The sequence below is a fragment of the Bacillus sp. SRB_8 genome, assembly GCF_003264205.1.
Classification (GTDB): domain Bacteria; phylum Bacillota; class Bacilli; order Bacillales; family Bacillaceae_G; genus Bacillus_A; species Bacillus_A mycoides.
The window spans coordinates 122,097-143,878 of sequence record NZ_NADT01000017.1; the positions used below are offsets into that span (position 1 = coordinate 122,097).

General features: G+C 35.1%; 19 protein-coding genes. 7 read left to right on the forward strand and 12 right to left on the reverse strand.

Annotated features, from left to right (window positions below):
• Positions 1-162: 162 nt before the first annotated feature.
• The 6 genes from B5P40_RS09785 to B5P40_RS09810 all read right to left on the reverse strand — a co-directional run bounded on the left by B5P40_RS09785 (position 163) and on the right by B5P40_RS09810 (position 4,378).
• Positions 163-861: a pirin family protein gene (locus B5P40_RS09785; protein ID WP_002191122.1), complete on the reverse strand. Its 699-nt coding sequence runs from the start codon at positions 859-861 to the stop codon at positions 163-165.
• A 50-nt stretch (positions 862-911) separates the two neighbouring features.
• Positions 912-1,322: a MarR family winged helix-turn-helix transcriptional regulator gene (locus tag B5P40_RS09790; protein WP_002129828.1), complete on the reverse strand. Its 411-nt coding sequence runs from the start codon at positions 1,320-1,322 to the stop codon at positions 912-914.
• 113 nt (positions 1,323-1,435) lie between these two features.
• Complete coding sequence (locus B5P40_RS09795) at positions 1,436-1,870, reverse strand: DUF3920 family protein (RefSeq protein ID WP_002015986.1); 435 nt, start codon at positions 1,868-1,870, stop codon at positions 1,436-1,438.
• Positions 1,871-2,006: 136 nt separating this feature from the next.
• Positions 2,007-2,600, reverse strand: a complete 594-nt coding sequence (gene uptA / locus B5P40_RS09800) for an undecaprenyl phosphate transporter UptA (protein WP_000900199.1) — start codon at positions 2,598-2,600, stop codon at positions 2,007-2,009.
• Between the two features lie 80 nt (positions 2,601-2,680).
• Entirely contained in the window at positions 2,681-3,880 is a 1,200-nt protein-coding gene (locus B5P40_RS09805; protein ID WP_002191123.1) for a cation:proton antiporter, read from the reverse strand.
• A complete protein-coding gene (locus B5P40_RS09810; RefSeq protein ID WP_001026068.1) occupies positions 3,881-4,378 on the reverse strand; it encodes a cation:proton antiporter regulatory subunit in 498 nt (165 codons plus the stop codon). It lies immediately after the preceding gene.
• Positions 4,379-4,787: 409 nt separating this feature from the next.
• Here B5P40_RS09810 and B5P40_RS09815 point away from each other — a divergent pair, with 409 nt between their 5' ends.
• The 3 genes from B5P40_RS09815 (at position 4,788) to B5P40_RS09825 (ending at position 7,442) form a co-directional block, all read left to right on the forward strand.
• Positions 4,788-6,221 (forward strand): alanine/glycine:cation symporter family protein, encoded by a 1,434-nt coding sequence (locus B5P40_RS09815; RefSeq protein WP_002191124.1) that lies wholly within the window; start codon positions 4,788-4,790, stop codon positions 6,219-6,221.
• Positions 6,222-6,391: 170 nt separating this feature from the next.
• A complete protein-coding gene (locus B5P40_RS09820; RefSeq protein WP_002112747.1) occupies positions 6,392-6,832 on the forward strand; it encodes a Dps family protein in 441 nt (146 codons plus the stop codon).
• A 412-nt stretch (positions 6,833-7,244) separates the two neighbouring features.
• On the forward strand, positions 7,245-7,442 hold the full coding sequence (locus B5P40_RS09825; protein WP_002191125.1) for a hypothetical protein: 198 nt from the start codon (positions 7,245-7,247) through the stop codon (positions 7,440-7,442).
• A gap of 105 nt (positions 7,443-7,547) precedes the next feature.
• On the opposite strand, the gene B5P40_RS09830 is transcribed toward B5P40_RS09825, so the two are convergent.
• Both B5P40_RS09830 and B5P40_RS09835 read right to left on the reverse strand, forming a co-directional pair.
• A complete protein-coding gene (locus tag B5P40_RS09830; protein ID WP_000533787.1) occupies positions 7,548-8,051 on the reverse strand; it encodes a DinB family protein in 504 nt (167 codons plus the stop codon).
• Between the two features lie 368 nt (positions 8,052-8,419).
• Positions 8,420-8,998, reverse strand: a complete 579-nt coding sequence (locus B5P40_RS09835) for an LOG family protein (RefSeq protein ID WP_033707925.1) — start codon at positions 8,996-8,998, stop codon at positions 8,420-8,422.
• Between the two features lie 73 nt (positions 8,999-9,071).
• Between B5P40_RS09835 and B5P40_RS09840 the strand changes: the two genes are divergently transcribed.
• The 3 genes from B5P40_RS09840 to B5P40_RS09850 all read left to right on the forward strand — a co-directional run bounded on the left by B5P40_RS09840 (position 9,072) and on the right by B5P40_RS09850 (position 11,430).
• On the forward strand, positions 9,072-9,395 hold the full coding sequence (locus B5P40_RS09840; RefSeq protein WP_002089472.1) for a MazG nucleotide pyrophosphohydrolase domain-containing protein: 324 nt from the start codon (positions 9,072-9,074) through the stop codon (positions 9,393-9,395).
• 53 nt (positions 9,396-9,448) lie between these two features.
• Entirely contained in the window at positions 9,449-9,955 is a 507-nt protein-coding gene (locus B5P40_RS09845; RefSeq protein WP_002015996.1) for a ferritin, read from the forward strand.
• A 302-nt stretch (positions 9,956-10,257) separates the two neighbouring features.
• Complete coding sequence (locus B5P40_RS09850) at positions 10,258-11,430, forward strand: DUF418 domain-containing protein (RefSeq protein ID WP_113709205.1); 1,173 nt, start codon at positions 10,258-10,260, stop codon at positions 11,428-11,430.
• Between the two features lie 54 nt (positions 11,431-11,484).
• Here the strand turns inward: B5P40_RS09850 and B5P40_RS09855 are convergent, their stop codons facing one another.
• The 3 genes from B5P40_RS09855 to B5P40_RS09865 all read right to left on the reverse strand — a co-directional run bounded on the left by B5P40_RS09855 (position 11,485) and on the right by B5P40_RS09865 (position 16,068).
• Positions 11,485-12,666 (reverse strand): NupC/NupG family nucleoside CNT transporter, encoded by a 1,182-nt coding sequence (locus tag B5P40_RS09855; protein ID WP_002129840.1) that lies wholly within the window; start codon positions 12,664-12,666, stop codon positions 11,485-11,487.
• Positions 12,667-13,156: 490 nt separating this feature from the next.
• A complete protein-coding gene (locus tag B5P40_RS09860; RefSeq protein WP_016121020.1) occupies positions 13,157-14,338 on the reverse strand; it encodes a NupC/NupG family nucleoside CNT transporter in 1,182 nt (393 codons plus the stop codon).
• A 299-nt stretch (positions 14,339-14,637) separates the two neighbouring features.
• Positions 14,638-16,068 carry an alanine/glycine:cation symporter family protein gene (locus B5P40_RS09865; RefSeq protein WP_002112761.1) on the reverse strand — a complete coding sequence of 477 codons (1,431 nt, stop codon included), beginning with the start codon at positions 16,066-16,068 and terminating at the stop codon, positions 14,638-14,640.
• A 301-nt stretch (positions 16,069-16,369) separates the two neighbouring features.
• On the opposite strand from B5P40_RS09865, the gene B5P40_RS09870 reads away from it, so the two are divergent.
• Positions 16,370-17,008, forward strand: a complete 639-nt coding sequence (locus tag B5P40_RS09870; RefSeq protein ID WP_113709206.1) for an NAD(P)-dependent oxidoreductase — start codon at positions 16,370-16,372, stop codon at positions 17,006-17,008.
• A gap of 44 nt (positions 17,009-17,052) precedes the next feature.
• Here B5P40_RS09870 and B5P40_RS09875 read toward each other — a convergent pair whose 3' ends face one another.
• Complete coding sequence (locus tag B5P40_RS09875; RefSeq protein ID WP_113709207.1) at positions 17,053-21,345, reverse strand: putative mucin/carbohydrate-binding domain-containing protein; 4,293 nt, start codon at positions 21,343-21,345, stop codon at positions 17,053-17,055.
• Positions 21,346-21,782: the final 437 nt, after the last annotated feature.

The window sequence follows — 21,782 nt, forward strand, 5'->3', positions numbered from 1 at the left end:
TATTCTGAATAATCTTTCCAATACCTGCTCTCAAAAATTGAGAAAGTTTTTTCTGTTAATTTAACTCACACAAAAAAGGATATCGTTTTCGATATCCTCTTCCCTATAACTTTTCATCTCGCTATTCACATACTTAAAACCGCCATGGGTTAAAGTTTCACTTTATTCCATTTTCATTTCAATCGCTAAGTAGTGAGAGTTTTCTTTCGCTTGAATGTGAATATCTTCTTCTACAGCCTCCGCTGCATCACGCATTACAAGTGTTTCACCGTTTACAACGCTGCTACCTTCAATTTGTACAAGGTACAATTGACGTCCTTCTTTAACAGGAAAATGAATTTCTTTACCAGCTTCTAATGATAAAGAATATAAATTTGCATCTTGGTGAATATGAATTGGTGCATCTCCATCAGAAGGAGATACCATATGGAACCACTCATTTTCACGTTTACTCCAATCAAATTTAAACTCACCATAGTTTGGTTTATGACCGTCGCGGTCTGGTAAAATCCAAATTTGCAATAAACGTAATGTTTCACTTCCTAAGTTATGCTCACTGTGAAATACACCAGTACCTGCACTCATATATTGAACATGCCCACGCTCAATTGTCCCGCGGTTCCCCATACTATCTTCATGTGTTAATTCACCATCTATAACGTAAGAGATAATCTCCATATCACGGTGCGGATGCATATCAAAACCAGTTTGTGGCGCTATTAAATCATCATTCATAACACGTACTGCTCCAAAATTCATGTTGTTTGGATTATAATAATTTGCAAAGGAAAAATGAAAATGTGTATTTAACCAACCGTGATTTGCTCTTCCCATATTTTTATGATCAACTTTTCTAAACATATCCTTCACCTCATATTATCTCGAAATCGAGATATTTATTTTTAATTTTATCACTGCAACTTCTTCAGTAATTCTAATAATTGTTTTTGTTCTTCTCTATTTAACTTATCAAATTGCTCTGCTTGAAATGTTTCTTGCGGCGGGACTATTTCTTCATATAGAACCTTTCCCTTTTCTGTTAATGAAATATATTTCGTAGTACCTTCTTGTTCACGCTGAATCCAATCTAGTTGCTCCATCTTATTTAAAAGTTGAGTAACATTTCCTTTCGTAACAAACAACTTATTTCCAAGTTCTTGCTGCGTTAAACGATCGTTTCCTCCAATTTGAACTAATACATCAAACTGAGCGGCAGATACATTCCACTTTTTCAAATGCTGATTCGTCTCACGAATACTTCTATTATAAAAGCGTGATAAACGAAACCATAATAGTACTCCAAGTCTTTCCCCTGCTTTCATTCCATCACCTCGCTCATTTGATACTATTAGTTTAGAACTAAACTTATTAAAGGTCAACTACTTATTTTTAATTAGCAACAAATAAAAGCACAGTGATTTTCCTCCACTATGCTTCAGATTAAATTTCTATTTTTATATTCATCTAGCTTCCTCTCCGCGAAATGCCTCGCATCTTTCTCGATCCATCTTTCTTCGTATAGTTCATTTCCAACATATAGTACATCGTCCTTATGCTGCATCGCATGCCTGAATTCATGCAATAGCGTTTTGAGCACTTGCTCATACTCTTCCCACATACAAACGAAAATTAATTGTTTTTCTTTATGATAAAAACCACCTACTGGGAATAAAAACTCCTCTTCTTCTTCTCCTAATGATAAAAGTACATGATTCGCATCACACGTATCACAAAAAATAACTGGCGTTGCACTTACTTCAATAAGAGAAAACAAATCATTTCTTAACTTTTTGACATCCCAAGGAAGCTCCGAATCCAACACATACCAATTCTCAACTTGTTGATATACATTTTGAAACTGGAGTTCCATTTCTCAATAATCCCCTTCCTAAACTCCCTTTTCCTATATATATGCCACAATATGGTAAATATTAAACATACACTTTCATCCTTTAAAAAATGACGATAAAAAAGAATCTATGTCAGCATAGATTCTTTTTCCGTAATCACTTTTTTTTCATCATTTTTTTTAATATAAAATAACCAATTGCACAAACAATAGCAGCAAGTGCAAAGTATTTCACATATGGCCCAGCTACTTTATTAATACTTTCCCACTCTGTTCCTAATTTAAAACCTAAATATACAAATACAATTGACCATGGAATAACAGCTAGTGTAGTTAGCGTAATAAACTTAGCATGTGACATTTTCGCAATACCCGCTGGTATCGAAATAGCATGACGCACAACAGGAATAAAACGCGCTGTAAAAATAACACCAGTTCCGTAACGATTAAACCACGCTTCAGCATAATCAATATGTTTCTTCTGAATCAAAATATATTTTCCATATCGCTCAAGAACAGGTCTTCCTCCGTATCGACCGATCCAATAAATGAATAGTTGTGCGATTACACCACCAATTGTACCGAACGCGACAGCCCCCCAAAATGTAATGCTTCCTGTTGATACTAAATAACCTGCATAAGATAATACGATTTCACTTGGGATAACCTCTATCATTAATCCCAGCATAATTCCCCAATAACCAAGTCCTTCTAGAAAAACTAAAACTGAATGAATCAACTCTCCTAACATCATTTACCTCTCTTTACTGTTTTCATTGCAAAAAATAAAAGTACAAGCAGTAAATATCTTGTACTTTTATTTTTCAAAATTTATCTAGTCTTCGTATCCCACTTAAAGATTTTATTTAAAAGTTTATATACATTCTTTGACTCTTTCGTTAGAAGGGGACCTAAAATGGATAGTATAAGCACATATAGTGCTGAGAATGGTTTCAATACCGACATTAACCCACCCGCGATGCCGATATTAGCCATAATGATTGAGAATTCTCCCCTTGAAACGATTGTTAATCCAATATTTGTTGATGCTTTATGAGATAATCCAGCTTGTCGTCCCGCAATCATCCCTGCTACAAAGTTTCCGATTATCGTCAGAAGTACAGCACCTAACGTTAACCATATTGCTCCGCCCAATGAAAACGGATCGATACTTAATCCGAAACTGAAGAAGAAGATAGCTCCGAAGAAGTCTCTAAATGGAACAACAAGATGTTCAATTCGATCACTATGCTCTGTCTCAGAGAAAACTAACCCTAAAAGAAGTGCCCCGATTGCTTCTGCAACGTGAATTGTTTCTGAAAAACCTGCAATAAAGAACAACGAAGCAAATACTACAATAATGAAAATTTCATCTGAACTAATATTGAGCAATCTATTTAATAACGGCGTTGCTTTTCTAGCCACAATAAAGAATAGAAGCATATATCCTAAAGCAATTCCAATTGAAGTAAGGGCACCTAAGAAGGAAGCGTGATCCCCAAGAACTAAGCCAGAAACTACTGATAAATATACAGCAAGGAATATATCTTCAAACATAATAATTCCTAAAATTAATTCGGTTTCATTATTACCAGTTCTTCTTAAATCAACTAATACCTTTGCAACGATAGCACTAGAAGAAATCGTAATAATACCCGCAATAATTAAGATTTCGAGTAACGGGAATCCCATTATAAATCCGTATAATAATCCTAGTGAAAAGTTAATCAAAATATAGATTGTTCCGCCAATCGCGATAGAACGTCCAGATTTAATTAGTTTTTTCATCGAAAACTCTAATCCCAGATAGAAAAGAAGGAACAGAACACCAATCCTTCCAAGGAAGGATATCACACTTGCACTTTCAATAAATTTGAGGTCGATAACACCTATTGTCGGCGCATGCGGACCTACTAACATGCCAAGAACGATTAGAAAAGGAATTACTGAGAATTTAAACTTTCCAGCAATTACCGCCGCAATTGCTACTAAAACTAAAGCTGTACCAACTTCAAAAATTAAAGTATCCATCTAGTCAGTCCCCCTATTCGAAAGTAATTCATTAATAATCTTTTTAATTTCTTCTCTCTCACCAGAAACTACAAGCATATCTCCTTCTTCAATCACCGTGTCTGGACCTGGATTAAATAGCTTTTTCATATTCTTTTTCATAACTGCAATTATCGTTACGCTATATGTTTTTCTTATTTCAAGGTCGCCAATTGTTTTTCCGATTGCCGGAGCTGCATTCTCCACTTTAAACCACTCAATTGCTAAACCTTCAAAGACCATCTCAACATTTTCTAATGCTCTAGGTTTGTATACCATTCCACCTAATATTGCTGCAATTTGTCTCGCCTCTGAGTCACGTAATGAAATACTTGAGATGCTTTCTTCATGATCTGAATCAAAATGATACATTTCTCTACGCCCATCATCATGAATGACGATCACCATCTTTTCGTTACCTTTCGTAACGATTTGAAATTTATAACCAATACCCGGAAGTTCACTTTCTCTAATATTCATATTTAGCTCCTCCATAACTTCTTTATTTTAATTTTCTGTTTTTCTGTCTTTTGTTCATCCAATCAATTTTAGAAATTCTAACCATTCAGGATACCTATGACTTGGAAATCTTTTATTGTAATAATAAGTGGCTCCTAAAAAGATACTTAAAGATGTAATGATAAAAAATAAATTATTTCTTATTTTCAAACTCTTAAGACTTACTTTCAATAAAGATTCTTCTTTCAAATTATCCCCTCTTTTTCGCTTTAAATTTAGTTTTTTAAAATGTAAATAATTCTAAAAATATTACGATGTAACATAATCATAACACAAAACACATTTAAGTAACATGATTTTTTAGAAAAATTGATTCTGGTATATTTTTTGCATATAATTTTCTTATTATGAAAAAAAGGAAGTGTATTATATGGTTGATATCTTTAGCAGATTCCTTGAGGTAACGAATAATATTTTATGGTCATATATTCTTATTGCAATGTTAATCGGCTTCGGTCTTTATTTCTCTTTCAAATTAAAATTTGTCCAAATTACTCATTTCCGTGAGATGGTCAGTTTAATTAGTAAAGGATTTAATCGAAAAGAAAAAAAGAAAGATAGCATCTCTCCATTCCAAGCATTTTGCTTAAGTGCAGCAGCACGTATTGGTATCGGGAACTTAGCTGGTGTAGCATTAGCCATTTCAATGGGTGGACCTGGCGCAATATTTTGGATGTGGTTTATCGCTATCCTTGGAGCAGCTACTAGTTTTGTAGAATGTACGCTCGCGCAAATTTATAAAGTAAAAGATGGAAGCAGATTCCGTGGTGGACCAGCGTATTACATGGAAAAAGGGTTAAACAAACGCTGGATGGGTGTTTGGTTTTCACTTCTTATTACAGTTGCGTACGGATTAATTTTCAATTCTGTACAAGCAAACACGGTAACAATAGCATTTGAAAATGCTTTTGGACTAGAGCGAACGATCGTAGGAGCTCTATTAGCTTTATTAGTTGCAGTTATTATTTTTGGTGGTATCAAGAGCATTTCACGTATTACAGAAATGATTGTTCCTCCAATGGCAATCATTTATATCGGCGTAGCTGTTTTTGTCGTAATTAACAACTTCACTATGTTACCAAGCATTTTTACAGAAATATTTAACAGCGCATTTGGTTTAGACCAAGCTATCGCTGGTGGTATTGGAGCAGCAATCAAATTCGGAATTCAGCGCGGTTTATTCGCGACAGAAGCAGGTATGGGTAGCTCCCCTAACGCAGCAGCAACATCAGATGTATCTCACCCTGTAAAACAAGGACTTGTTCAAGCATTAGGTGTTTTCGTAGATACATTCTTAGTATGTACATCAACAGCGTTTATCGTATTATGTTCTGGACTTTACAAAGGATCGAATTTAGAAGGTATTGAATTAACACAACAAGCATTAAGTTCACAAATTGGACCGTGGGCAAGCACTTTCTTAGCGATTATTATTTTCCTATTCGCTTTCAGTTCTTTACTAGGAAACTACTATTATGGTGAAACAAATATCGCATTCATTAAAGAAAGCAAAACATGGTTACTGATTTATCGTGTTGCAGTTGTCGGAATGGTGTTCTTCGGATCTATCGCTGCCCTTCAAACGGTTTGGAGTTTAGCTGATTTCTTTATGGGACTAATGGTATTCACAAACTTAATTGCCATCTCATTCCTTAGCAAGTTCGCCTACGCAGCATTAGTAGACTATATAAAACAAAAGAAACAAGGAAAAGATCCTGTTTTCGTCGCAAGTTCTATCCCTGGCTTAAAGAATACTGAGTGTTGGGATGGGCAAGATTTAGAAGAGAAGAAACAAGCTATATAACAATAAAAATCCCTATTACTTCACAGTAATAGGGATTTTTTATTTACAACAGTTCATAATTTGTTCAAATTAATTCCAGCAAAAGGGTTGATTCATACAAATTACTAGATTATAATAATTATAAATTAGTAATTCATATAAAATAATAACTCAAGAGGAGATTGATCATAATGAATACACAAGTAATCGAAGCATTAAACAAACAAGTAGCAAACTGGAGCGTTTTATTTACAAAACTACACAACTTCCATTGGTACGTAAAAGGACCTCAATTCTTCACACTACATGAAAAATTTGAAGAGCTTTACACAGAATCAGCTACTCACATCGATGAAATCGCAGAACGCATTTTAGCAATTGGCGGCAAACCAGTAGCAACAATGAAAGAATACTTAGAACTATCTTCTATTCAAGAAGCAGCTTACGGAGAAACTGCAGAAGGGATGGTCGAAGCAATCATGAAAGACTACGAAATGATGCTAACTGAACTGAAAAAAGGCATGGAAATCGCTCAAAACTCTGATGACGAAATGACATCTGACCTACTACTAGGCATCTACACAGAACTAGAAAAACACGCTTGGATGCTACGCGCGTTCTTGAATCAATAATAGATTTTAAAGCGGAAGCGGCTCGCTCAGAATCGCAGGACATTGGAGCTCTCGACCTTGAAGCGCTTTTTGCTTCGAGCGAGAGAGCGAAATGACCGGAGATTCTAGCCGCTGGAGCTAGATACCACTTAAAGCAGAAGCGGCTCGTTCAGAGTCGCTTTTTTCTATTGATTGGTCGCACTTGATAATACATAAAATTATATCGATCGCAACTCACGATATATCAACGTTTCGACAAAGAATATCGCTTTACCAACAAATCACGACAATAATAGCACTCCCCTCCTCTACTTTTATCAATATATTACAATCCCTTTTATGTTAAAATATAGGTAACACCCTTTAGTAAAATAGATCCAAAAAAGCTTTTCCATATTCATCATTTACTACTTAAATGGCGGGAGTGGTTCAGTTGAAAGACTACTTAATTAGAGCATTTTTTGCGTTAATAACAGTTGGGATTCTCTTACTCATAGCTAATATTTTCAATATACGTGTCGAGGTTAAAGACTATGCTTTCCTCGTTGTTGTAGCTATTGGTGGCGGTTGGGGTGGCTGGTACCTGTATAAAAAACAAAGTAATCCAAATGATAAAGGCATTCCGAAATAATATGGAATGCCTTTTTTCTCTAATACATAATTAAGCTTAAACCACTAATAAAAGCAGTCCCCAAAAACATCATACAAACCATATTCTATAGTAAATAAAAAGAATTCATTTTGAATATAGAAATAGTCCAAAATCTTGCATAACAGAGGTATGCCCCATTTGCCGCAACATTGTGGCTATATTCCCACGGTGATATGCTCCGTGGGTGACGACGTGTAGTATTGTTTCAGAAACCGTCGTATCCAGGAGCCCAGCATACGGATTATCAACCTCAAACACTTTTTCATAATCTTGTTGACTACTTAAAAGTTCTTTATATCGTTTAGATAATTCATAAAAACTAGTTTCCATTTCCTCAATATTTTTTGTTTCTAGCTGTTCTTTCAATTGGTCTGTGTGTACCATTGCATCACTCATACTTTTACCAGAAATAATCTCAAGCCAGGCTAAATCTGTGAGGTATATGTGAGACATTACTTTTGCCACCGAAGAAAAACCACTCTTAACTTCCTTATGGAAAATGTCTTGCGGTAGTTCTTTTAAGCGATTTAAAATAACTTCATTTGCCCATAAGTGGTAGTTATACATTTTTAATACCGAACGCCCCATGCTCATTTCTCCTCCAATTTTCATTTTACTGATTAGATTATGATACATAGCTGCTTAAAAATTCCCAAAGGATTAGATTTATAAAATTTATTCTGATTCCGATTAGAAAAACCTCTATTAACTTCATAAAAAACATTCGCCATCTTCCACAATCTGACCCTTTAACGGAACAATTCTATATCACTCAATAATTTCTTACTCACCTTTTATTCAGATGTTCTTTTTTAAATCAGCAAAACATACCTCCATCTACTTCCCCTCTTGGAACGATTTCACATCTCACTATCAATATATTTAACCAAATTAAAAACACATGTCTTTTTGCGATAAAAAGACATGTGTTTCCAAAATCCACTATAAAAAATGTACTATGATAACTGCTTCCACTTAGTTCCCAAAACAGGACGCTCGTAATTTTGTATTTCATGAATTAATTTAGCTGCCGTCTCAGCTGAAACAATCAACTCTTTATTCGACGGGTTCATAAAGCCTTCTTCAGCTGCGCGATCAACCATTTGCAGAATTGGTCCGTAGAAGTCTTTAATGTTTAATAAACCAACTGGCTTATCATGTATACCAATTTGTGACCAACATACAACTTCAAATAGCTCTTCAAATGTTCCGTATCCGCCTGGTAATGCAATGAAAGCATCCGCAAGCTCTGCCATTTTTGCTTTACGTTCGTGCATCGTTTCTACTTCAATTAATTCTGTTAATCCTGTATGAACGATTTCACCACGGAATAAACCACGCGGCATAACACCTGTTACACGTCCACCTAAACGAAGAACTTCATTCGCTACTTCTCCCATTAATCCAACGCATGAACCGCCGTATACAAGCTCATAATCGTTCTCAACAAACATTTTCCCTAACTCTATTGCCTGCTCTTTAAATTCTGGTCTTCCCCCTAAATTTGAACCTGCAAACACACAAATCTTTCTCATTCCTACACCCCGAAACTATATATTGTTATGATACAATGAGTATTGTACAACATATTGAAGGGATGAGGAAGAAATGGATATCGTCGCATTTCAAAGATGGGTGGAGGAATTTTACGAAAAACGAAGCTGGTCACAGTACAACTCCTTTATTCGCTTAAATTTCTTAACTGAGGAAGTTGGGGAAGTTTCACGCGTTGTTCGCGCAATTGAAATCGGTCGTGATCGCCCTGATGAACAAACGAAAACACAAGAAGAGCTAAAACAAGAACTAAAAGAAGAACTTGGTGATGTACTATCTAATCTTATTGTTCTTTCACAAAAATATGATTTGGATTTACAAGACATTATGGAAACACACGTCACAAAGCTTTCAAAAAGATTCGAAACATCTAAATGAGAACATTATCAATTGTGATATAATGTTCTTGTCAAAATAATAAGGGGGATTTTATGTTATCTAAAAAATTGCACGACGCACTAAATGAACAAATGAATTTTGAATTTTACTCTGCCCACGCTTATATGGCAATGGCTGCTTACTGTACAGCGGAAAGCTACGATGGATTCGCTAACTTTTTCCTTGTACAAGCTGAAGAAGAGCGTTTCCACGCAATGAAACTTTACAACTACATTAATGACCGCGGCGAGCGCGCTATTATTACTGGATTTGATCATCCTAATAACGAATATGAGTCTGTATTGAATGCTTTTGAAGTAGCACTTGAGCACGAGCGTGAAGTAACGAAGCGCATTTATCACTTATCTGATATCGCTTGGGATGAGCGTGAACACGCAACAATTACCTTCTTAAAATGGTTCGTTGACGAGCAAGTAGAAGAAGAAGCTTCATTTGATAGCATCATCCAAAAATTAAAACGTATTACAAGCGATTCAAACGCATTATTTATGCTAGATGCTGAATTAGAGAAACGTACATTTACGCCACCAGCTGAATAATATTTCAATCACCTTAATGAATGTATTAAGGTGATTTTTTTATTTTCTCTCTAGCTTAAAATCACCTTAAATTTCCTTGTATTTGACATAGTACCAGTAAATAAATGGTATTATTTTCAATATGAAGTGAAACTTTAATCAGCGGGGGTTTTGTTCATCCCCACTGATTATTAGCCTTCACCAATCGGGCGTTTACGAGCAGCCCGACTCCCACCTAACTTCTTTGCTCCCGCCGAATTTTGAGGTGGGAGTCTTACTGCTCGGCGAATAGCGGGATAAAATATTATACGAGGAGAGAAAAAATGAATCAGCGTGTAGAAGCTGTTGATGCAATCCGTGGTTTCGCTTTGTTTGGTATTTTACTTGTCAATATGACCTTAATTCAATTTGGGTTCTTTTCCAGTGAAAAACCAACTTACATATTTGGAAAACTTGATGAAGGTGCTAATTGGTTTATTCAATTTTTCGGCACCCACAACTTCATGTCCCTATTCTCTTTTTTATTTGGTCTTAGCATTATTTTGTTGCAAAAAAGTATTATTGTGAAAGGAAAAAAATTCTTCCCCACATACATAAGACGTATTATCATTCTTTTACTACTAGGCTACATTCATGGCACCTTTGTTTGGGAGGGAGATATTTTATTTGCCTACGGGGTTATCGGGATTTTCTTAATGATGTTCATCAATCGAAAACCGAAAACGTTGCTCATTTGGGCATCTATTTTACTAGCACTCATTATGCTCGCATCTTATCAATCGGAATCAACATCGAACCCCTATGATGGCCTCGCACCTTATACTGAAAAGGAACATAAGGTCCATGAGACTGGAAGCTATATGAATCATGTCAACTTTAGATTGACTGAAAATCCTTTTGATTATATGGGGATTAACGGTGTATTCGGATTAGTTTTCATATCAATTTTCGCAATAATTTTTATGTCTCCACTTTTCTTACTCGGAATGTATGTAGGGAAAAAGGGCTGGCTATTTGAGGTCGATCAACATATACCTGCTGTCAAAAAAATATGGCTTATCACTGGGATTTTCTCTTTTACAATTAAAATCTTAGCCATGTTCTTGAAACATCCGATTTTAATTATGTTACAAGATAGTCTTACACCAGTAATCATGACCTTCTTTTACGGAAGCACGATTATTTTATTATTCCATTACAAAAAGGTAGCGCGTTTACTAACATACATGGCGAACATGGGAAAAATGTCGGTTAGTAATTACTTAGCGCAATCTATTATCGCAACAACTATTTTTTACGCATATGGATTTGGCTTATACGGTAAAATTGGCTATTTCTTCGGTATTCTTTTAACCATTGGAATTTATACGATTCAATTATTCGTTAGTACCTATTGGCCACAGAAATACCGAATGGGGCCTGTGGAATATGTGTGGAGATTGGGAACTTATTTAGAGAAACCACGGTTTAAGAAGGACTTGGATAAAGCAAGTTAAACAAAAAGTCGTTTATCCCCCGAAGTGAGAGATAAACGACTTCGTTTGTTTTTATTAAAGCATAACCCCAACGATAACCGCTGATAATATACTTACTAACGTTGCACCGTATACAAGTTTTAATCCGAATGAAGATACAACGTTTGCTTGTTTTCCATCGATACTCTTCGTTGCACCTGCGATAATTCCGATAGATGAGAAGTTCGCAAATGATACAAGGAAGATTGATAAAATACCTACTGTACGAGCTGATAAATCGCCAGCTACTTTTCCAAGATCAAGCATCGCAACAAATTCGTTTGTTACTAATTTCGTCGCCATAATTTGTCCTGCTGTTAGCATCTCTGATGTTGGAATACCCATTACGAATGCTAATGGTGAGAAGATGTATCCTAAAATGCTTTGGAATGTGATTCCGAAAATTGAATCGAATACACCGTTAATTGCTGTAATTAATGCTACGAAACCGATTAACATCGCCGCTACTGTTACAGCGATAGAGAAACCTAGCATAATATATTCGCCTAACATTTCAAAGAATGTTTGTTTCTTATCTTCTTGTAATTCTAAAATGTCATCTTCTTCGTTCACATCATACGGATTAATAATATGAATGATAATAAATCCACTAAATAAGTTTAGTACAAGTGCTGTTACTACATATTTTGGATCAATCATCTTCATATAAGAACCAACGATTGACATCGAAACTGTTGACATTGATGATGCACAAAGTGTGTATAAACGATTTTTCGGTAATTTGCTTAATTGATCTTTTACTGTAATAAATACTTCACCTTGGCCGACAATTGCCGCTGCTACTGCATTATATGATTCAAGTTTTCCTAAACCGTTAATTTTACTTAATACGAAACCGACTGCACGAATGATAATCGGTAAAACTTTAATATGTTGTAAGATTCCAATTAGTACTGCTAAGAAAATAATTGGTAATAATACTGTTAAGAAGAATGGTGCTTGTCCATCATTTGCTAGACCACCAAATACGAAATTAACCCCTGCTTCCGCAAATTTTAAAATAGCGCCAAATCCATCTGCAATCCCTTTTACTAATACAAATCCGACCTTTGTATTTAGTAAGAAATACGCAAGTACCAATTGAATTACAAGCATAACTGCAATTGGTTTATATTTAATTTTCTTACGATCTGAACTTATAAGGAACCCTAGTACAAATACTACAAGTAAACCGACTAGAAACATTACTAACTTCATATGTGAATCCTCCACTTCCATGAGTTATCAGTCGTATAACGAATGACGTCTGACCATTAATGTTAAAAAATATGAACCCCTAAAATTTTTTGAACTGTCTTCTAAAATAGGTAAGCGTTTACATAAATTGCAATTTATAACAGGTAGTCTCTTCTTCTCTACCGTATTTAACGTCTGAAATGGATACCACCTACAAATCAAATTGTAAGCGTTATCTAATTGAAATGCAATATAAATTTTAAAAGATTTTTATATGTTAATATATTCCTAACCGATTGGTTTTTTTATGTAAATTCACCATAAAAAGGGTGGCCCTAGCTATGAGCTAGGGCCACCCTTTTTACCCCGCTTTAACGGGCAGTAAGACCCCCACCTCAAAATTCAGCGAAAACAAAGAAGTTAGGTGGGTGATTAACTGCCCGTAAAAGCCCGATTGGTGAAGGCTAATAATCAGCGGGGGATAAAGCCCCCCACTGATTAAAGTTTCACTTTATAACATAACACCAACGATAATCGCTGATAAAAGACTTACTAATGTCGCACCGTATACAAGTCGTAATCCGAATGATGAAACAACGTTTGATTGGTTTTCATCGATCCCTTTCGTTGCGCCTGCGATAATTCCGATAGATGAGAAGTTCGCGAATGATACAAGGAATACAGAAAGAATACCGACTGTACGAGCTGATAAATCACCAGCTACTTTTCCTAGATCAAGCATCGCAACAAACTCGTTTGATACTAATTTTGTTGCCATAATTTGTCCCGCTGTTACCATTTCTGCTTGCGGGATACCCATTACGAATGCTAATGGAGAGAAAATATATCCTAAAATAGCTTGGAATGTAATACCGAACACTGAATCAAACAAGCTATTGATTGCTGTAATTAATGCTACGAAACCAAGTAACATTGCTGCTACCGTAATCGCAATCGTGAAACCAAGCATAATATATTCGCTTAACATTTCAAAGAATGACTGTTTTTTCTTATTTTCTAACTTCAGTGTATCTTCTTCTTCCGTAATATCGTACGGATTAATAATATGAATAATAATGAAACCACTAAATAAATTTAATACAAGTGCTGTTACTACATATTTTGGCTCAATCATTTTCATATAAGAACCAACGATCGACATCGATACTGTCGACATGGAAGATGCACATAATGTATATAAACGATGTTTTGGGATTTTACTTAATTGATCTTTTACTGTAATAAATACTTCTGCCTGCCCAACAATTGCGGCCGCTACTGCATTATATGATTCTAATTTTCCTAAACCATTTACTTTACTTAGCAGAGTACCAATAGCACGAATAAATATCGGTAAAATTTTAAAGTGTTGCAGAATTCCGATTAACACTGCAAAGAATACGATTGGTAATAAAGCTGTTAAGAAGAATGAAACCTCTCCTTTATTAACAAGACCACCAAATACGAAAACGATTCCAGATTCCGCATATCCAAGAAGTGCTCCAAATCCATCTGAAATTCCTTTTACTAAAATATAACCAATTGGCGTATTTAATAAGAAATACGTTAACGCTAGCTGAATAACAAGCATAATTGCGATTGGTTTATACTTGATTTTCTTACGATCTGAACTTATAAGAAAGCCGAGTACGAATACAACTAGTAGTCCTACAAGAAACATAACAAACTTCATTAATAAAATCCTCCATTTAACTCTTCATTAACGTTGAACGTCTGACTACTCAAAACAAGGAATAATCCGAACTTTCCATTTCTCCTCCAAAACCTTCAATCGGATATGAAAAACCATAAAATCTCTTGTCTCAAAGCCATTTTCCATTCTAACACAAATTATAACTCACATCCGCACTTTTCTTAAAAAAAATACATTTTATTATAAAACACTCATTAATGTTCGTATTTTCCCTCTTCCTTTAGTTTATCACCATAAAAAAACGAGCATCAAATTTCTCTGATGCTCGTTCCTTTTTATTATACAGCTTTTTCTTTATCTGCTACTGCTGGCTTATCCCAGCACTCTGTATTCGTTAAACCAGGGATAGAATCTGCACTGAAGACTGGATCTTTTCCTTGTTTCTTTTGTTTCACATAGTCCGCTAATGCTGCATACGCAAATCTTCCAAGAAGTGTAATCGCAATTAAGTTTGTGATTACCATTAGACCCATAAATAAATCTGCCATATTCCATACAACTTGAAGCGTCGCAACAGAACCGAATAATACCATTCCCACTACCGCAATACGGTAAATCGTTAACCAAGTTTTACTTTGTTTAATAAATTCAATATTCGTTTCACCATAATAATAGTTTCCTAGTAATGAACTGAAAGCAAATAAGAAAATGATAATCGCTAAGAAGCCGCTTGCCCACGAACCGATTTGTGAACTTAACGCCACTTGCGTTAATTCAATACCTTCTAAATTTGTTGCCTTATATGCACCAGAACATAGTACGATAAACGCTGTTGATGTACATACTAAGAATGTATCCACTAATACTCCAATTGTTTGAATAAATCCTTGTTTAGCTGGATGTGTTACATCCGCTGTTGCAGCCGCATTTGGCGCACTACCCATACCTGCTTCGTTCGCAAACAATCCGCGCTGAATACCAAACTTCATTGCAGCACCGATACCGCCACCTACAGCTGAATCTAAACCGAATGCACCTTTAAAGATTTCTGTAAACATATCCGGTATTAAATAATAGTTTTTAATAACAACGAAAATAGCTACTGCAATATAAATAAGTGCCATTGGCGGAACGATCAGCTCAGACATACGCGCGATACTTTTCACACCACCAAAAATAATAACCGCAACTAATACTGCTAATACGATTCCAACAACATAACGCTCAATACCAAATGCATTTTCAAATGCTAATGTCACTGTATTTGCTTGTACTGAGTTAAAAATTAAACCGTAACTAATTGTAATAAGGATAGAGAACCAAATTCCCATCCAACGTTTATTTAAACCTTTTTCCATATAATAAGCAGGACCTCCACGGAAGCCACTACCATCTTTTATTTTATAAATTTGCGCAAGCGTACTTTCTACGAAACTTGAAGACGCCCCAATAATCGCAATAACCCACATCCAAAATACAGCTCCTGGTCCTCCCATAGAAATAGCTAGCGCTACACCAGCTAAGTTTCCGATTCCAATACGAGCTGCTGAACTCATACAAAATGCTTGGAATGACGATACACTGCCCTTTTTACGTGTCTTTCCAGTTAAACCATCACCCATTAATCGAACCATTTCCCCTAAATGAGTAATTTGTACGAATTTCAATTTAATAGAAAAATAAAGCCCTAAACCGATTAACATTGCGATAAGAATATATGACCAAAGAATCGTATTCGTTGATGAAACGAATTGTTCTAAAATATTCATACTGTCAGTCCCCTCCCTTTTTCTTCATAAATTGAATTATATTTAAAAAATATTCAAAAATCAACATTTTTCGACAGGTTATTACTTCCATACGTTAGGTTTTGTAACATAACGGTGTTATTTGTTATGTTTTATGACTTTATATTTATAAAATGTACATAATAAAACAATACATAATTCCATTGACAAAAACACCAACCTGTAACTATAATGATTACATCAAGTTGTAACAAACCTTATTACAACAAATTCATTTACTTTCAGATATACACTTTAACAAAACACTTTGGAGGGATTTATTATGAAACTCGGAATCATCGGAGCAACTGGTAAAGCAGGAAGTCGTATTTTAAAAGAAGCATTAGATCGCGGACATGAAGTAACTGCAATCGTAAGAAACGCTGCAAAAATTACAGAAGAAAATGTAAAGATTTTAGAGAAAGATGTATTCACTCTTACATCTAACGACCTACAAGCATTCGATGTAGTTGTAAATGCATTCGGTGCTCCAGCCGGACAAGAACACCTTCACGTAGATGCAGGAAACGTACTTATCGAAGCTATGAAAGGTGCACCTAATACAAAATTACTTGTTGTTGGCGGCGCTGGTAGCTTATTTGTAGACGAAGAGAAAACAACACGTGTATTTGATACACCAGGATTCCCAAATGAATATCTTGCAACAGCTCAAAACCAAGGTAAAAACTTAGAAATCCTAAATCAAACAAATGATATTACTTGGACATTCATTAGCCCTTCTGCACTATTCGCATTAGGAAAACGCACTGGCTCTTATACAGCTGGCAAAGACAACCTTCTTGTTAATGCGAAAGGTGATAGCTACGTAAGTTACGAAGACTTTGCGGTAGCAGCACTTGATGAAATCGAAAATCCAAAACATGTAAACGAACGCTTCACAGTTGTTTCTGAAGCTGAGTAATAGAAAAAAATGCGCGTAGATCCAATATCTACGCGCATTTTTTATTACAATGTCCCCTTTACTAGTTCTAATCCACTTTGAGTGATTTTAAATACAACTTCTGCTGAAGCTACTTGTTCTGCTAACTCATTCTTTTTATACCATTTCAGACGACTTGGTTCTGCATGATACACTTTTACAACATCCCCATACTCAAATGGAGTACCATTTACTTGTTCTGCAAAATTCTTTGAGGTTTCTTGACCGTCTGCTGATATATGCTTTTTCTCATTTCCATTTTGATCATAAATCGTAAAACCTAAATACTGTTCGTTCACAAAACGATAATGAATCACATCATTCGTAAATGTTGCATGTAATTTCTTTTCGTCATGATTTAACGTAACAATAGAACGTGTAACATTGGACACACCTTGATACACCAGGCTATCTCCATACGTCACTTCAATCGGTACTTCTGTTATTGTCTTATTCCCAAAACGATCTTTCGTCTCTACTTTTACTTTTTGCTCACCGAGTTTCATTGTGTCTGGTTTCTCTACAAATCCAATTACTTCTCCGTCTTTTACTTCAACAAAGTTTTTCACTTCTAACTTTTCAGCATCTGTTCCGATTACTACTTTTTGCTGTACTGCCTTTACTTCTTGTAGAGCTTCTATTCTTTCAAAACCTTTTTCTGTTACTTTAAAGAATAATTCTTTTTCTACTTTCGCCTTACCTTGACCAGTAAAGTTATTATTTTGATACCAATTAAATCGATCCGATTCTGCATGATACACTTTTACAACGTCACCGTATTCAAATTCTAAGCCGTTAATCGCTTTTGCAAACTCTTTCGTGTTTTCAACACCTTTTACAGTCGCTTTCTTCTTCTCCATTCCTTTTTGATCTAATAATGTAAATTCAAAGTACGTTTCTTCTTTAAAATAATGGTGCACCGGATTCGAATCAGCTGTCGTACTGAATTTTTTCTGATCATGTTGCAATGTTACAATCGATTTAATATCAGTACTATAATTTAGCCCTTTAAATACCAAGCTATCCCCATACGTTACTTCTAGTGATACTTCCGTTACTTTCTTATTCCCGAAACGATCTTTCGTTTCTACCTTTACTTTTTGTTCTCCGATTTTCGTTGTATTTGGTTTCTCTACAAAACCAATCACTTCTCCATCTTTCACTTGAACAAAATCTTTTGCATTTAATTTTGCATCATCTGTTCCGATTACTATTTTTTGTGGTACTGCCTTTATTTCTTGCTGAGCTTCCATTCTTTCGAAACCTTGCTCCGTAACTTTAAAGAACACTTCATGAACGCCATACTGTGCATCCACGAATTCATTCTTTTTATACACTTTAAATCTATCAAACTCTCTTTGATACACTTTTACTATATCGCCATATTCGAACGACATTCCCTTAAATTTCTCTGCGAATGCTTTCGTATTTTCAGACGCTTTTACAGATACTGCTTTCTTCTCTTTCCCATCTTTATCATATACAGTCATTCCCATATATTTCTCATCCGCAAATGAAGTATGCATTTTACCTTCTGAATCTGTTGTACCGAATTTCTTCTCTTCATGGTTCAAAGTTACAACCGATTTAATGTTTGTTCCGCCATAACTTGTACCAAAGAACATAATGCTATCTCCGTAAATTACTTCTAACGGCACTTCTGTCACTTTCTTATTTCCAAAACGATCTTTCGTCTCTACCTTTACTTTTTGCTCACCGATTTTTGATGTATTTGGTTTCTCTACAAATCCAACTACTTCTCCATCTTTTACTTCAACAAAGTTTTTCGCTTCTAACTTTTCTACATCCGTTCCGACTACTACTTTTTGTGGATTTTCTTTTACTGTTTGCTCACCGTCTAACCTTTCAAATCCATTTTCAGTAATTTTGAAGACTAATTCCTTTATCTCTTTACTATTTCCTTCTCCCACATATAAATCTTTTTGGTACCAATGTAAACGAGAAGATTCTGCATGGTATACTTTCACAACATCTCCATACTCAAATGCAAGTCCATTTACTTCCTTGGCAAAAGCTTTCGTATTCTCCAAACCTTTTACCGCTATATTTTCCTTCTCTTTTCCCTCTTTATCGTACAGTGTGAATTCAAAATACTTCTCATCTTTAAAGTAATCATGAATCAGATTCTTTGTATCTGTTGCACTCAGTTTTTTCGTATCATGATGTAACGTTATAATTGACTTCATATCGTCAGTACCATAGCTTAATCCATATACAAGTAAGCTATCTCCATCTTTTACTTGTACGAAGTTTTTCGCTTCTAACTTTTCAGCATCTGTTCCAATTACTACTTTTTGCGGTACTGCTGTTACTTCTTGTAAACCATCTTTAAATTCGAACCCTTGCGGAGTGATTTGGAATAATTTTTCTTTTTTTTTTTTAGCATTTCCTTGATCTACAAGTGCGTTATTTTGATACCACTTCAAACGGTCTGGTTCTGCATGGAATACTTTTACTACATCACCATATTCAAAATCCAATCCATTTAGTTCAAGCGCAAATCGTTTTCCATTTTCTTGCCCTTCTGCCGATACACTTTTCTTTTCAATCCCATTTCGATCATATACCGTTAAGCCCATATATTCTTCTTTTTCAAAACGGTAATGTATTTTATTATTAGTAAAGTTTACATTTAATTTTTTTTCATTGTGACGAAGCATCACTGTCGACATTACTTCATTTGAAAGTCCTTGAAAAATTATACTGTCACCATAAACTCCATTAACTTGGACAGGAATTGAATTTTTATTTCCTTTCTCATCTTCAATTTCTACTAACACTTCCTGTTTTCCATTCTCTAATTTAGGCCATATGATCTTACCTGTTACTTTTACATTCTCACCTAAATTTTGAACGAGTTTACTCGCCTCGTTTTCATCAGAATCCGTACCAACTAAAAGGTTTTGTACCTCATTAGCAGGTTCACCATACGGAACCTTATACGGTTCAACTTGCCTCTCGCGAATATCATTACTATCAGTAGCTTTCCATATTTCTTTTTCTAATTTAGGTAAATTTAATTTTTCTATCTTCTCTCTAGTATCATCATTTGGCGTTAATCCCCATTCCTCAAAGAAAGGAATTAAATTTTGCCCAGCCACTTTTGATGTCATATAAATAAATAGTTGCTTTTTCTCTTCATCAGAATTAGGCATTTCACTCTGAGGCAACAAACGATAAGCTTGATGTAACCTAGGATAAAAATGTTCTCCATACACTACATTTAATTGCCAAAACATTGTAAGAGGATTGATTTCATCAATGACCCTTTCTGCTTTAGGTCTCTCTAAATACTCAAATGATTCTTTATAGTGCTCATCCATTTCTAATTGATTCCCTAATGCCTTTTGAACAGCTAATGAGTAAATATTTACTGTGACTTCTCTTACTTTAGACCACTTCCAAGGTTCTTGCTGATGTAAATGTCCAACTTCATGCCATGGTCCCCAGCCATCCTTTTCAAGTACTTCTAAATCTAAAACTCTATTCATTGCCGTCGGGATATATCCTGTATGATAATTTGTCGCAAACATAAAGTTCCCTTCAGCAGGCTTCCGTTTTTCAACAAACTGAACATAATGAGTTGGAGATTTCGCAACCCCAACACCGTCCTCAGATAATCCTGCCACTGCGTTTTCCAAACGAATAATCTTATCGTGTAATTTCATTAGCTCTGTTGGATCCGTATTCTTCGTATATTTCTGCACAGAATCATAAGTAGTAGTAACTAAGCTTCTCTCACCTTTTAATTCAACTGCATAAGGATCCTTATATTTTTTTAACATTTCATCCCAATCTTTTTTCGTATGTTTACCTAAAATAAACAAAGGGAAGTGGCTACCACCATTCGTAACTGTAGCTGTTACATTACCTTCGCTATTCATATTGTAAAAATATAAAATACCGCCTCTTGGAGATGAAATAACGTTTTTCCCTGGTTTTAAATCAAACTCTTCTGGATCCTTTTCATCATAAGATCCCGTTCCTATGAAAGCTTGAATAGACTGCGTTCCTTTTATGTCAATTGTAATCTCTTCATTTGGCGCTGCATAAATTCCAGTCGGCTCATTAGCAGAAAGTTTCCAAGTAACTCTTAAACGTTCATTTTCTTCATCTACGCTACCTTTACTCGGCAACTGAAACGCCCTCTGCTCAAATTTATTCTCTTCTAAATTCCCACCTTTATTCTCTTCCAAAGGTGCCGCATATCCTTTTGATGCTTCGAAAGCTACTGGTGATAATAATGTAGATATGCATATACCAGCTACTAATACCCTACTCTTCTTTTTCTTCGACATAATCTGTGTCCCCTATTCTTTTTGTAATGCAAACCATCATAGATATATTTATTTACTGTAAAATCAAATTATCTTTATACAATCATTTAATATATACAACTCAACCTCGCGCCCCTACACCTCTTACCATCGTTCACTTTAAATGTATCCTCTTTCTTATGTGACAAATTTTTAAAAGCGAAAGTTCCTCCTCACCTTTCTCTATATTTCGTGATGAGTTCTCTTTTTCATGTCAAAATAATGGTGAGAGATGGTTTTATCAAGTATTGTTGTCTATACATGAAAAATGTGTATAAAAATATCTTTTTTTACAATTCATTCATAGGCATCCATCTATGGACAGTTTTTCCAAAATGAATTGTACATGATTTCTTTCTCGTTAGATAGCCTTTTCGATTAGATTAATATTACAATTTTATGAATTCAATTCAATAAAT